The organism is Crossiella cryophila, from assembly GCF_014204915.1.
Lineage (GTDB): Bacteria > Actinomycetota > Actinomycetes > Mycobacteriales > Pseudonocardiaceae > Crossiella > Crossiella cryophila.
In genome coordinates this window covers 3,689,898-3,703,970 of record NZ_JACHMH010000001.1, presented here as the reverse complement: position 1 = coordinate 3,703,970, position 14,073 = coordinate 3,689,898, and the positions used below count along the sequence as shown (strand labels likewise).

General features: G+C 68.1%; 10 protein-coding genes. 5 read left to right on the top strand and 5 right to left on the bottom strand.

What is annotated here, in order from left to right:
- Window positions 1-62: 62 nt before the first annotated feature.
- The 4 genes from HNR67_RS16675 to HNR67_RS16660 all read right to left on the bottom strand — a co-directional run bounded on the left by HNR67_RS16675 (window position 63) and on the right by HNR67_RS16660 (window position 3,598).
- On the bottom strand, window positions 63-785 hold the full coding sequence (locus tag HNR67_RS16675; RefSeq protein WP_185003144.1) for a sigma-70 family RNA polymerase sigma factor: 723 nt from the start codon (window positions 783-785) through the stop codon (window positions 63-65).
- Window positions 782-1,093: a hypothetical protein gene (locus HNR67_RS16670; RefSeq protein WP_185003142.1), complete on the bottom strand. Its 312-nt coding sequence runs from the start codon at window positions 1,091-1,093 to the stop codon at window positions 782-784. Before HNR67_RS16670 ends, HNR67_RS16675 begins: the two co-directional genes overlap by 4 nt.
- Before the next feature lie 127 nt (window positions 1,094-1,220).
- On the bottom strand, window positions 1,221-2,972 hold the full coding sequence (locus tag HNR67_RS16665) for a hypothetical protein (protein ID WP_185003140.1): 1,752 nt from the start codon (window positions 2,970-2,972) through the stop codon (window positions 1,221-1,223).
- Window positions 2,969-3,598 carry a hypothetical protein gene (locus HNR67_RS16660; protein WP_185003138.1) on the bottom strand — a complete coding sequence of 210 codons (630 nt, stop codon included), beginning with the start codon at window positions 3,596-3,598 and terminating at the stop codon, window positions 2,969-2,971. Before HNR67_RS16660 ends, HNR67_RS16665 begins: the two co-directional genes overlap by 4 nt.
- A 263-nt stretch (window positions 3,599-3,861) precedes the next feature.
- Here HNR67_RS16660 and HNR67_RS16655 point away from each other — a divergent pair, with 263 nt between their 5' ends.
- On the top strand, window positions 3,862-5,511 hold the full coding sequence (locus tag HNR67_RS16655; RefSeq protein WP_185003137.1) for a DnaB-like helicase C-terminal domain-containing protein: 1,650 nt from the start codon (window positions 3,862-3,864) through the stop codon (window positions 5,509-5,511).
- Between the two features lie 487 nt (window positions 5,512-5,998).
- Here HNR67_RS16655 and HNR67_RS16650 read toward each other — a convergent pair whose 3' ends face one another.
- The gene (locus HNR67_RS16650) at window positions 5,999-7,369 is read right to left on the bottom strand and encodes an FG-GAP-like repeat-containing protein (protein WP_246493252.1); all 1,371 of its coding nucleotides are present in this window, start codon (window positions 7,367-7,369) and stop codon (window positions 5,999-6,001) included.
- A gap of 1,346 nt (window positions 7,370-8,715) precedes the next feature.
- Between HNR67_RS16650 and HNR67_RS16645 the strand changes: the two genes are divergently transcribed.
- From HNR67_RS16645 to HNR67_RS16630, 4 genes are all read left to right on the top strand, one after another.
- The gene (locus HNR67_RS16645) at window positions 8,716-9,030 is read left to right on the top strand and encodes a hypothetical protein (RefSeq protein WP_185003134.1); all 315 of its coding nucleotides are present in this window, start codon (window positions 8,716-8,718) and stop codon (window positions 9,028-9,030) included.
- A gap of 225 nt (window positions 9,031-9,255) precedes the next feature.
- A complete protein-coding gene (locus tag HNR67_RS16640; protein ID WP_185003133.1) occupies window positions 9,256-9,645 on the top strand; it encodes a hypothetical protein in 390 nt (129 codons plus the stop codon).
- 222 nt (window positions 9,646-9,867) lie between these two features.
- A complete protein-coding gene (locus tag HNR67_RS46250) occupies window positions 9,868-11,364 on the top strand; it encodes an AAA family ATPase (protein WP_185003131.1) in 1,497 nt (498 codons plus the stop codon).
- Window positions 11,361-13,115, top strand: coding sequence for a vWA domain-containing protein (locus tag HNR67_RS16630; protein ID WP_185003129.1), 1,755 nt, complete (start codon window positions 11,361-11,363; stop codon window positions 13,113-13,115). Before HNR67_RS46250 ends, HNR67_RS16630 begins: the two co-directional genes overlap by 4 nt.
- The last annotated feature ends 958 nt before the right edge of the window (window positions 13,116-14,073 follow it).

Below are 14,073 nucleotides of genomic sequence, written 5' to 3'. Positions count from 1 at the left end.
CAACAACGAGATTCAGTGGGCAGGGCGTGAACGAACGCCCTGCCCACTCCCGTACCCACGGATCAGCCGGGCGGGTCGAGGAGTTCGCGTACCCGCGCATACAGCTCGTTCTCCACCGCAGCCGCCGTCCGATGGTGGATGCCGCAGGCCGCGATGCGCCGCTGAGCTTGTCCGCACACCCGGCGGAGCACGTGCACGGCCACCCCACGGCACAGGCGCCGCGCCACAAACGGATCAGCGGTCTCCGGGGCGTACAACAGCGCCAACGTGGCCACGGTCGCCTCCGAGTGGGAGTCGACGGCGTGTTCGGCGTTGCCTGCTCCGTCAACCACATCGTTGGCAACGTCCAAAGTGGACTGCTTGCCGGGGAGCAGCGAGAGGATGCGGGCGACCTGGAGCTGGTCCTGACCGTTGAGGGGCTCGCCGTCTGCGGCGCGGAAGGCGCGGACCTTGTTCAGCGCGGTGTGGCCGACGGTGGCCCGCCAGTGGTCCGCGGCCTGTTGCCGGACGCGCTGGGTCAGGTGACCGGTCCACGTACCGCGTTCCGGATCGTAGGTCCGCGCGGCGGCCAGGATCCACAACCGCAGTTGCTGGGCGAGATCCTCCGCTCCGCCGAGCAGATCTCGCAACGGGCCGCGCTGGGCCCGGATGGCGTGGCGGGCCAGCCCCATCGCCTGCTCCAGCAACAAGGCCAGCCGTTCGGGCGGTATCCGGGTCAGGTCGCGGTGGCCGGAGTTACCGAGGGGCACCTCGGTCCACCAGGCGTCGACGGTGCAGGCGTTCATGAGACTTCTCCTGGTGTCGCGGTCAGCCTGGGGTCGAGATCCCACAACAACTCGGCGAGCCTGCGAGCGGACCGAACCCCGGCCAGGATGGCCTCCTCGCCTTGGAGTGCCTGCCCGATGGTGCCCGCGGACAGGGAGACGGTGATGAGAAACTCGTCAGCGAGGACGACCGCGACCGGCAGGCCGATCAGGCCGAGCTGGGTCAGGGCGGCCTCGATCCGCCGGGTCCCGCACTCCAGCCGCCACAGCGGCACCCGGAAGCGGATGTGCAGGGGAAACGGGGCGTCGGGGTCCAAGTCACCCGGCATTGGCGAAGAGGTGAGCATCGCGAGGTCCTCTCGTACGGGGCGACTGCTCGGACTCACTGACAGGTAACGCGCCGCGTTGTGGCTGGTTGGGGAGAGGGCGCCGGAGGTGTTCCGGCGCCCTCCGGGCCTACTTGGTGGCGGCCAGGGTGACCAGGTCCGGCCATTCCAGGAACGCGCGCCAGACGTGCTCGTCGGGCGCACCGGGGGTGAGCCACAACCGCCAGTACGACGCCAGCCCGGGGCTGCGCTGTTCGCGGACGGCGTTGCTCAGCTCCCGGTGCAGCTCGGCGAGCAAGGCCACCTCGGTCGCCGGGACCGCGGGAAGCCGCGCGGCGAGCAACCGGCGCACCTCGGCGCGGATTACCTCGACCGCGTGTGCGCGTGGGCTCGATGTGCCGAAGTCCGACGGGGCGGTGTCGGGATACCGCTTGTGGAACAACGCGAACTCCGCACTGCCCCAGTCGGTCGGGTCGGCCACGGTGAACCGCCGCAGGGCGTTCCGGTATCCGGTCAGCACCGCGGTCAGCGCGCCGAACGCCTCACCCGCCTCTTTCACGTCGTCAGAGTTGATCAGCCGCCCGTAGGCCGCGCCGATCTCCTGGTCGGCCGGGCGACCGAGTTCGGCGAGCCCGGTGCGCACCGTCTGCACCAGCTCGGCCAGCGGCTGCTTCACCTCCTCGGTGTACTCGGCCGGCCAATCTGCGACGGCGTCCAGGACCGCCTGGCGAACGAGCCTGAGTTCGGCGGTGAAGGTGGTCATCCGGTCCCACGCCTGCACGACATCCCGGTACCGCCGGGCCTGGTGCTCGGCGAAGTCGGAGAGCCGCCCACCGCCGGCCACATGCGCGGCCAGCGCCAGGTAATGCGCCCGGCGCATCGGCATGAGTCCCCGCAGATCGGGGATGTCCCCGCGCAGGATCTGATACCACCGGCCGAGTTCAGGCGTGTAGTGCAACGCGAACGCCCGAACAGACCGGTGCCGCTTGACCGGTGCGGCGATCAGCCAGCTGGGCGACATCCTGCGCGAGGTGTAGGAGGAACTCGCGACCGGCAGGCCGTTCTCGTCGATGGTCCTGCGCAGCCAGGCCCCGCAGCGCATCACCGCCGCCACGGCCGCACCGGCCGACAACGGTTCTGTGGTGGTGCCGGCCATCATGCTGGCTACCTTGACCGGGAGACCTTGCCGGATCGCGGTGTGCAGCAGATCGAGCTGGGCTGCGGTGAGCACCTCGTAGCTGATCGACGGGGTTTCCAGCTCCGCGGTACGCGGGTGGACTGGTCGTGGGTGGCGGTGCACCTGGAACTCCCCCGACGATTCGCCCAGCAAGGGCACCAGGCGGTCCGGCGCCCGGAGTTCGGGCACCTTCGCCAGCCAGGTCCGCAGTCGGCGCAGGTCCTCGTCGAAGTCGATCCGGCTGCGGTGGGCGTGGTTCCACACCGAGTCCGCGAGGTTGTCCGTGGTGCACAGCAGGTCGGCCAGCGCACCGTGGCGCACGCCGACCGAGGGCGGAATCCGCAACGGTGGCTGGGTGATGCTGTCCGGGGTGAGCGCGGTCGGGCGGATGGAGCCGTGCAGGATGCCGTGGACGACAGCGGCGGTGGTGGCCGCTGAGACCGTGCAATGGCTGTCCTGCAACACCGAGCGCACCCGAGCGAGCAGCAGGCGGTTGGGGGCCGCCCGTTTCCGTGCCGCGGTCGCGGTCTCCCACAGCGTCCTGATCGCGCTGCGCGCCCGCGGTGGTTCCTCCCGTGACTGACGGACCAGGTTGCCGACGGAGTGCACCACGGTGTCCAGCTCGGCCAGCTCGCGCAGATCCCGCTCCACACATCGCACCAGCCCTGCCCGGTCCACAATGGCCCCGACGGTCGGCGCGCTCATGGCTGTTTCCCGTCGACGTCCGCGGTCTCCGGGCCCGCGGTGGTCTCGTCGATACGGGTGGCGGGCTGGGCCCATCTGAGTCCGTCCTCGCTCGCCCACCCACACAGCAGGTGCGGTTCGGCGAGCCTGGTGCGGATCCGTACCAGGCCGGGATCGTCGACCTGGTGCAGGGCGAGGAGGTCGCCGTGCCGGGCCGAGACCCAGGAGTGCACGCCGCCGTACTGGGCGCGGAAGAGCACGTCGAGCACCGGAACCATCTCCGGCCGCGCCGGGTCCAGGACCGCCGCCGCACACCGGGCGAGTTTGGCAAGTACGGCCTCGACCTCGTCGATGTCGGCGGTGGCCACCGGCTCGCCCGCACGAAGGTCGGGCCGTCCCCACAGCAGGAACAGCGCGTGCCGTTTGCTGTCGAGTTCGGCCTGCGGCGGCAGGTTGCCGCCCTTGACCGGGACCGCCCACGTCGCCTTGTGATGGTACGTGCCGTGCCGCGGGTTGACCCCGATCCACTGCCAGTGCCGGGGACCGATCTGGTTGAGCCAGTGGTTGCCGTGGCCGCGGTCCGGCTTGCTGCCGATGCCGATGACCACCCCGGGATGCGCCCACGAGGGCACGTTCTTGTGGCTCATGGCGCTCCTCCCTTCCTTCCTGCGAATCACGTGTCGGTGGCGCCCGAGGCGGCGCACGGCAGTCCACCCGGCCGGGGCGGCTACGCGCTGCGGCGCCGGGCCGTCCCACCGGTCGGACGTGGCTCCAGGTAACGCGGCGCGCGTTACCTACCCGGGCAAGGGCCCACGCGGGTCTAGGACTGTCCTTTGGCAACTCCACAGCAGAGACGTGGCCGTCCGGCCGCGCCGCGGTCCCGGCCGTCCACAAGAGACGGAGACAGCGAATGCACGCCGATTCATCCGGGGACCGCGAGGAGCTGCTGCTGGCCGCCTGCCTCGTCCGCGAACCCTCTCTCGCCGAGGGCCGCACCGGGCTGGTGGTCCGCGGCGTGGAGGAGTTCGTCGACCCCAGCCTGGGCCGGGCCTTCGACCGCCTCCGCGAGATCCGGGCGACCCACCCCCAGCTGGCCACGGTCGGCATCCGCTACAACCTCGACCAGGGCCTGCACCCACACCTGGACCGGGCCCTGGCCGCCTGGGACAGCGAGGCCGAACAACGACATCCACAACTGCCGGCCTGCCCGGACGAGGTGGAGGTGCTGGCCGCTCTGGTCAGCCGCGGTGCCCGGCATCGCCGCTTCGACACCCTGATCCGCGCCATCGCCCACCACTACCGCTCCGGCGACAACGACCGCGCCGCCGAGTCCGTGCACGAGCTGCTCGACCTGGTGCGCACCGACGACGACCAGTGGGTCGCCGCCGACCCCTACGCCGAACACGGCGCCGAGGTGCTCCGGCGGGAGATGGAGGTCCACGGCACCGGTCGCGGCTTCCCCGTCCACCCGGAGCTGGACGCCCTGCTCCACCAACGCGCCGACTGGCAAGGCGAACTGGTGCTGCTAGGGGCCAGAACCAAGGTCGGCAAGACCGCCCTGGCCTGCTGGTGGGCCAGCCGCCTGGCCGGCTCGGCCGGCACGGTCGCCCCGGAGTCCCAGGTGGTGTTCTTCTGCACCGAGATGACCCGCGCCGAACTCCTGGCCCGGATCCAGCAGTACCTGCCCGACCCCGAGCAGATATTCAGCCCCACCCCGCTCGGACGGCCGAGGTTCCTGCTGTTCGGCAAGGAGTTCTTCGCCCGCACCGGCAGCGACCCGGACAAGCGACTGGCCGCGTTCAAGGCCGAGATCCGCCGCTTCGCCGTGGCCAACCTTCGCTGGTCCGAACAACACGGCCTGCCGGTGGCGGACTGCTGGCTGGCAGGGGTGTTCGTGGACTATCTGACCTCGATGCTGGCCGCGGGCAACGACTTCACCGTGTGCGAGGAGTTCATCCGCGGCGCCGACACCAGCCTCCGGGTCTTCGACCCCGGCTGGTTCGGCCTGGGCGGCCGTCAGTTCGCCGACCTGGCCGGACTGCCCAGCAACGTCATGGTGTGCGAGCAGGTCAACGCCCGCCGCGAACCCATCCCCAAGATCACCACCGACCTCCGCACCGGACAGACCCACCGGCCACCGCTGGAACCGCCGGCGCCGACCGAGGTCAACGGAGCGCGCTCGACCTTCGAGACCGCCAGTGTGTTCTGCATGCTCGCCCGCGATCACGAAGGCCGGGTTCACCCGCCGGAGCAGGCGGTACTGCGGATCTCCGGCCGCTCGGTGGCCACCCGCCAGCTACCACTGCGCTTCGTCGGCGGCAAGTTCGAGTTCCCCGGCGACCCGGCACCCACCCGCGAACAGGTCGCGGTCGACCAGGTCGAGGAGGCGCCGGTGGACCAGGCAGACGAGCACGCGGCCCGCCTGTGGTTGCTGCCCAGCTACGTGGTCTCCCCACCGGCCACCGAGCATGCTGATGGCACGCTGGTGGTCGCCCGGGACATGTGGGTCCCACTGGACCCGCAGGTCGACGGCTGGCAACCAGAACCCCTCAAACCCTGACCACGCTCTGCTGCAGCGCCCATGAACAGCTCCACCCCGGGACGCCGCCTGCCACCCCTGCCGGTCGGGCAGGGGGGCAGGCGGCGCCCCTCTCCCTTGCCCCGCGGCAGGCCAACCGCGCCGAGACCGGGGTTCCCAACAACATCACGCAAGCGCTGACCGTTCCCCTCTGCACTCCTTCAGGAAGCTAGGACTGGCCGTACAGGCCGAATTCGGCGACCTGATCGCCGCCAACCAGCCCACGGCTGACGAGACCCCGGGGGCGGAGATGCGCAGCCGACTCGACCTGCTCCTCCGCGTTGTCTGCCAGACCTACAGCCTCTGCCCGGATCCGCTGCTATCAGCTCATTGGCTCATGTCTCCCTTCTACGTCAAGAGAGATCCGAGAAATAGCGTTCTTCGGCATGAAGATTTGCCCATTCGGCACCGATCCCAAATCGTCTGTCCAGTTGAAGTGCCGACTTCGTAACAGCAGCGGGCTTACGGGCTACGAGTTTGCGCCGTGGCCTGTGGCCCACCGAGCCGGCGACCAGAACCCGCTGCCGGACGAGAGCGAAACCCACCAGTCACCGTTGACGCGATCGAACGTAACGATGTCGTCTCGACCGTCACCCTCGACATCGGCGAGAAACTGCTCATGCGTGCCGACACCGTGACCATGCGCCCACGCAGTAGGTGACCAGAACCCGCTACTGGAAGACATGCCAGCGTCCCAGTGACCATTGCTCGCAAAGAAGTAGGTCGCATCCGCTCGGCCGTCACCGTCGATGTCGCCGACGAAACGAGAGTTGCTACCCATGCCATGTCCGACTGACCACAGACTGTAGCCGGCGAAACTCGACCCTGATGACGGTGCGACATACCACTTGCCGTTATCCGCGAAGTACACGCCAGCATCTGCTTTGCCATCGCCGGTGAAATCGGCGATCTGCTGACTCGCACTGCCCGCTCCGTGTCCCACTGTCCATCGACTGGGCGGCCAGAATCCACTGCCGGCGGACAGCGAGACCCACCAATCACCATTATTTTTGTCGAATGTCACCAGGTCAGCCCTATGGTCACCACTGACGTCGACAACCCACTGCCGATGCGTGCCGATACCGTGTCCGCTCGCCCACGAAGTTTCCTGCCAGAACCCTGACCCGGACGAGAGGTTGACATACCAGGTTCCAGTGGAGAGGTATCCGGCCACCAGATCGGCCCTTCCGTCACCCTCCACATCAGCAACGAAGTACTTGTCCGCTCCGATCGTGTGTGCGTAGGACCAACTCGACGCCGTGGCGAACCCGCTACCTGTGGAAAGCGCCACCATGGCGGTGCCCGTGTCCTTGAACATCACGACGGCGTCGTCCTTGCCGTCACCGTTCACGTCGCCAGTCAGCCGAGTACCGACACCGCCCTGCGGAACGTCCTTGATGTGAATGAAGTTGCTCGGCCAGTCTGACTGTCCCCGTTGGTAGCGACGGCGGGCTGTCGTTCCATCCCAGCTGTCATCGGTTGTTTCGATCGCATCGGCGGTCACAGACTCGACGTAGGCGACGTGGTTGCTCTCCCACTGGGCGATCGCACCGACCACGGGATTTCCGTCGACCGTGAACCCCTTGAACCGCGCTTGATCATCCCACTGGTGCGCGTCGCCCAGGTTGTCGGGATTTGTGGCACCGTTACTCGCCAGGCGGAATGCTGCATAGTTGGTGCAGTTGTGACCCCGCGAGTCAACTTGATAGCCCCATGTTGGCTGCCCTTGATAGCCGGTCGAACTCACACAGCTGTATCCGTAGTTCGGACTTGAGCACATCACGGTCGAAGCCTCCGCAGTGCCGACGCCGCCGACCTGCGCCACAACCCCACCGAGCATCACCACCGCACCAGATAAGAGGCTGCGACCACGCCTTCGACTACTACTCAATTTCGACTCCATCAATCAGCCTCCAGAAGAGATCAAATAGCGGGCAACAGTTAGTCGCCAGAAGTGACACATGTGATACACAAATCCGACATAACCACTCGAATGCGCGCGCCTCTTCACATCAAGACATCGGCAGCACTGGTCTGGCCAGACTGACCACCAGCATGATCGCGGATTCATGCGGGGACAGCGAGATCCGGCGGAAGGTCCTGGCTGGAGAGTTGAACCGGGTGCCCGCCAAAGGATGACCTTCGGGACGCGGCTTGATCGCCTCGCCGGCTCCTGCCAGTGCCTTGTTCGCAGGGAGGAGTCTGGGCCGGAATCAGGTTCTCGGGCCTCGCGACAGCGCCTCGGGTTCGGGCCTTGGCGGGTGCAGGCAGCGTGCATCTGCTCGGCTAGTGAAGGTGGATCGAACGTTGGTCGTCACGAGGCTGTCCGACTATGCGACGTTGTTGTTCAGTTCTGCCCGGGGCAGCCCCGGTACCTGCCCTTTCCCAGCAGCCCGGCTTGCCGAACCTGGACTCGTTGCCGGAATCGCACCACCTCGGACGGCACCCAACCAGGGGGCCAGCGCACAGTCGCCGCGGTGAGATTCCAACGGCCACCGGGTGAACGGGGCAACTCAGCATCCCTTGCCGAGATCTCCGTCCACCCGCTCCAGCACGTGGTGGGCCCCTGATCGGCGCGGCCCCTCCTGGCCCCACCACGTCCTCCTCGCGGACGAAGTAGGCGCCCATGGACAACCAGTTCGTTGTGCTCGCCCCGCTCGGCCCGACCGTCGGCAGCACGATCGCCGTGGCGTTGGCCTGCCGGTATCGAAGGCGAGGTGCCCTCCGTGCCTGCCACCCTAGGGATTCGCCCGGCGTGCCAGAACACCGGCGGCAAGAACGTGTGGGGCCCCTCGCGAGCGGGCAAAGCGTGCACAGCCTGATCCCGTGCCCGCAGTAGGGCTGTGCGCACGTCGGCCAGTTCCGCGCGAGGCAGTCACTTCGCGGCCTCGAACCGAAGGCCGTCAACGTGATCCCGATCCGGAGAACAGGTTGATCGTGACGTCCACCCCGAACAGCGAGCCCTGCCCGATCTGCGCACCGGACGACCCCCACCGGTTCCTCCTGGCGGCGAACATCTCCTCAGCCACCGCCGCCGGTCCTGGCCAGCGCGTGCCGAGCCTGCGGCGACCAATGCCCGGCTCAGCGAGCGGTGGTTCTTGGCGAATGTCATCCGCACAGTGCGGCCGACCACGGCACGGAACTTGCCGTGCTGGCCGTCGTGACGCACCTGTCGGAGGCCGGCCGGTGGCTGCCCGATGCCGCCGTCGGCACTACGACGCCGCTCTGCACCGCCACTCCGCGGCCTACGGACGGATTGCCACCCTCCTCACGCGGCGCTGCGCGATCTCCTTGTTCATCGCCGAGTTGCTACTCGGCCTGATCATGCACGGCGCCGCCGAAGTGCTGGTCCTGCCACGCAAGATCGAGGACCTGTTCACCCTGACCGGCGTACTCGTGCTCACAGGGACGGGCGCGGCGCGCACCGCGCAGCTGGAGGACCGGTTGGGCGCCGTGCTGCTGGCCGGACCGTACGTCACCCGGAGTCCAGCCTGGCCCTGAGACCCGCACCTGGTGCACCAGGTCCACCAACGACCAGGAGACCAGCCCCATGTCCGAACCAACAACGCCTGAGCAGCCGGCGGCCAATGGCCCGATCCTGCCCATGTTCACCGAAAGCGAGTCCGCCGCCAACTTCCGCCAGCCGGGGTCGCGGTGGCGAGCGGCGCCCCACTCCCTTGCCAGCTACCCTCGACAGGCCTACCACGCCGAGACCAGGGGTGTCTGGTGGACTCCGACGACATCACACAAGCGCTGGCCACGACCCTCACCCACCGCGTCACCACCGCGTTGAACCTGGCACCCAGCAAGATCGACTCGCTGGAGGACCTCCTCTACCGCGCGATCAAGCCTCTCCAAGGGCAGGAACGCTCGCCGTTGCCCTCCTCGCTGCTGCAGGAGGCCCAGAACGGTCGCATGCAGGCCGAACTCGACGACCTGGTCGCCGCCAACCAACCCACGGCGGACAAGACCGCGGCGGGAGATCTGCGCAGCTGGATCGACGTGCTCCTTGGCGTCGTCGGTCAGGCCTACAACCTCTCCCCGAACTCGCTGGTGTTCACCACCGGGCGATTCGCCGCCGCTCTCCGCGCGATCGGGTTGCCGGAGTCACGGTGAGCGGTGACGGTCGGGTGGCACCAAGTTCCACCCCGGAGCGCCGGCACCGCTGACGGGCCCGCGTTACCTGAGTTGGTGTTCGCGCCCACCGCGTGAACCCGCACGTTGACAGCTCAACAACGCGTACCCGAACGGCGCCTGCGCCAGGGCGTTCCCGCAACCGCTGGAAGGCGGTGGCAACCCCTGGCTGCCCCGGATCGGGACCGATCGCGGGGCTCTGGCGTGCCAGGGATCATCATGTACGGAATCAAGTACCTGGCGCGACGGCGCAAGGCAAAGGCCCTGTGGCTCCACCTGGGCGATAGCTCAACCCGGCTGATCGAGACCGACACGGCCGCCAAGGTGGAACTGACCGCGACGTTCGCCGATCCCCAATCCAAACGGGACACGATCGTCCGGGTCGTGGTTCGCCACTCCCATGGCGAGCCCGCAACTGCCGAACTGGTGCTGATGTGGCAGCCCTCCGGGATCAGCCTCTACTGCGACGCCGACTGCGTCATCCAACCGTGCAAGCACCACGAGGCGTTGTTGGAGGCCGGCATGCAGCTCGACGGCGCCGCTGGCGCCGCCGTGCGCGAGGCGATGAACAACATCGACAGGTTCACCCTCAGCAGCGGCGTGTCAGAGGAGGCCGAGTTCACCGATGAAGATCGTCTGATCTTCATCCCGGTGCTCATGCGCTGGCACCCGGCAGCCGCCGCACTCCGGCCGGTCCAAGTCCCGCCACTGCAACCGAATGCCTGTTGGTCAAAGGAACTGTGCGAACGGATCCCGGATACCGGTTCACTTGCCCGAGCCGTCACCAACGAGGCGGTCGAGCAGCAGATGGAGAATCTCACCGCCCTGGAGCGTCGAGTCTTTCTGCTCTCCGGTCCTTCCGGCAGCGGCAAGTCCGCCACCCTGGCCAGGATCGCCGCCCGCCGCGGCGTTCCCTACCTGACCGTCAACAGCCCAGAGCAGGTCGAACTGTTCCGCGTCGGGCTGGAGAGCGGGGCCACGGTCCTGCACCACAGCCTGCTCGTGCAGGCGGTCCAGCAGCCGTGCGTGATCGAACTGGTGGACTTGCACCGATGGGCGGATCGAATGGACGTGCTCGACGCGATCGAGCCGTTGCTCAACCCGACCGCCACCCGCCTGCGGGCCTACTACCCGATCACCGGCGGCGCGATTGACGTTCCCCTGGATCCGCAGGCATTGATCGGTGTCACAACGAACCGGCCGAGTTTCGACTTCGGCGCGAAGTGGCTGGAACGCTGGACGGTGTTGCCCGTGCCGCAACTCAGCCAGAACGCCTTGGCCGAGGACGGATTCCGGGCAGGTAGCCGGGTTCTGCACGAACTGGTGCGCCGCGGCCTGGCCCCGTTGGACAAGAAGGAGAACGCGCTGAAGGAGTTGGCCGCCTTCGCCAACCTCGTGGCGACAACGGTGTGCCAGCTCAACAACGACCAGCTACTTGGCTCCCGGCATACCTGGGGCACTCGCACGGTGCGGGAAGCCGTCGAGCGACGAGCCTTCGGCGACCCACCGAACGAGATCGCCGTAGGCATCTTCGCCGGCAAGTTGCCGCGCGATCCCGCGCTTGCGCTGCACGCGCTGTCCCTGGTGCACGGGCACAGCGGCTGGGGCAAGCCCAAGGTGACGCAGTTCCCCTTCGGTTCGCTGGTGTCCGACCAGCAACTCCAGGCGGCCTTCCCCGAGATCGGCGGCAAGGTCGAATGAACGAGTACGAACCCGTACTGCGACGGGCCTTCAGCATTCTCGTGCCCGGCCACCGGGTGTTCATCCGGCCCGCAGAACAACCAGCGACCGGGCGCAATCCACTGGGCTTCACGGTGGACTTCCCCGTCGCATGGAACCTGGCAGCCCGTTTCTGCACGCCCGTGTGGGAGGAACTCACTGCACCGTTGCAGTACCAGATGATCGCCTACCTGGCCGGCCACGAGGCCATGCACGCCTGGGAAACTACCCAAGGCCATCAGCCGCTGCCGACGACCACGTTGCCCGGCATCGTGGGCAACATCCTGGCCGACATCCGCGGCGACTACCTGCCGGTGCTGGACAGCCTCAACAACTGGCCGCTCAACCGGGAACTGGCCTACCAGATCCTCCTGGAGCCCTGCGGCGAACCGGCCGACGCCGCCGCCGACAGCTCGGTGGTCGAAGACGCCGTGCGCCTGCTGTCCTGGGGATTGATGATCATGCGTTGCGGTCGCCTCCGCTGCGCCGACGGCACCGAAACCGACAGCCCGGCTGACGCCGTATTCGCCTCGGTGTGGCCACGGATGGCCTCGGTTCTGGTCCAGGCCAGGCACACCTCCTGGCGCCAGGAAGCACAACTGGCCGAAGAGCTGCTGGACATCCTGTGGCAGTGGGCACACGACCGACGGCAACACACAGAGGAAGGAGAATCTCTGACCCGCGAGGAGTTCGAGCGCCTACTGTTCGATCTCCTGCGCGACAGTCCCCGCACACCGTGCTGCATGAGCCGAGAACCCGTGCAGCACAGGCTGCCGCCAGAGGCCGTCCCCAGACAGATCGGGCGCGAAGCCCTTCGATTCGACTCGTACAGGCGTGCGGTTTCGCAGTACCACCGGGATCTGGCGAACGTTCCAGCACGCAACGAACTGGTCAGCCAGCCAGAGGAGTGGGCCAAGATCCTCCGCACCCCGGACTGGTCGGATATTGTTGTGCGGCAGGAACATCTCGTTCCGCTGTTGGCTCAGCACTTCGTCGACATCCTACGACCGCTGCTCACCGCGCCCGCGCACCAACGGTGCCGCAGCACCTCGGGATCCAGCCTAGACCTGGAGCGGCAAGCCGGCCGCATCTTCGTCAACGCCCACCACGCGGTCGAGCACGCACCACCAATCTGGCTGGCGAACGTTCCCAGCGCTCGCCGGCCTTACCGCATCCAGTGCGTAACGCTGGTGGACTGCTCCGGATCAATGCTGACGGATCTGCCCGAGTCCGCGCCGATGGCCTTCGCCACCGCGGCGGCAATGCTGGAGACCGCAGCCAGGCTCGACGGGCTGATCGACTTCGGCATAGCCGGATTCGCCGACGAGGTCATGGTCATCCGCAACCTCGCCGACGCCAGTCCTGTTGCCACCGCCCGGAAGTTGTTGGTGCACGCCCAGTCCATCGGCGACGGCACCTGTCTGCGGCCAGCGATCACCTGGGCGCGCGACCAGTTCGCCGCCGTGCAGGCTGATCGCCGAACCCGCCGACTGCTCCTGATCATCACCGATGCCCGTCTAGATGAGCACCTACCGGCCGCCGCGGCCGAGGTCGCCAAACTCGACGAGGACGTGCTGGTGCTGGCCGTCGGTCTCGCCGAGGCCGACCACGAACTGCTCAGCGAGGTCGTGCCTGCCGTCGTGGCGGTGCCGCCGGAGCAACCGGAACTGTTGCCGCACCTGGTGCGGCAGGTCCTGGAAGACGTAGTCCGCCAGGACCGGGTTCTCGGCTAGCGGTTGCGGGTGAGGTGCGCGTAGAGCTGGTGCACCCCTGGGTGTTGCCGGGCCAGTTGGCCCGGCAACACCCACCCTCATGCCGTGCCTTCCGTCGGCCACCTCTGCAAGCTCCTGCTCGTCGACCGCGCTTAAGGTTCGCTTGGTCCGAGCAGCAGAGCCGCGATGCGGCCGCGACGTCGCGTGAATCGGCCCGGAACGAAACCGATGCTGAAATGGGTCCGGGCGCGGTATCGTCCCTGGTCAAGAAGTGTCGTCCCCGCGCGAGCGGGGGTGGTCCCGAGTGGGAACGCGCCAAAGTTTTCCGGTACCGGTCGTCCCCGCGCGAGCGGGGGTGGTCCCTGTCGCGAGCAGCTGAGGCCGCACGCGCGGAAGTCGTCCCCGCGCGAGCGGGGGTGGTCCCAGGTTGCCGTAGTGCAGGTCGCAGTGCGCGGGTCGTCCCCGCGCGAGCGGGGGTGGTCCGGCGGAGGAGAACCTGCGCCGCCGGTTCCCGGAGTCGTCCCCGCGCGAGCGGGGGTGGTCCGGTCGCCGGTCGGCCGGTGCTTGTTCGCCAACCGTCGTCCCCGCGCGAGCGGGGGTGGTCCGCAGCTCTCCCCGGCGGCCAGACAGGTCGCCGTGCCGTCCCCGCGCGAGCGGGGGTGGTCCCGTCACGGTGACCACGGCTTGCACTGTCTCGGAGTCGTCCCCGCGCGAGCGGGGGTGGTCCCAAGTACGAGGATGAGCTGATCAAGGCTAACCCATCGTCCCCGCGCGAGCGGGGGTGGTCCGACTGGGAGGAAGACGTCCTCCAGCGAGTCGACGTCGTCCCCGCACGAGCGGGGGTGGTCCGATCGGCGCTGTGTCGATGACCGATCCGAAGTCGTCGTCCCCGCGCGAGCGGGGGTGGTCCCCCGGAACGCGTCGGGGTTCGCAGGCTTCAGCCGTCGTCCCCGCACGAGCGGGGGTGGTCCAACGTCCC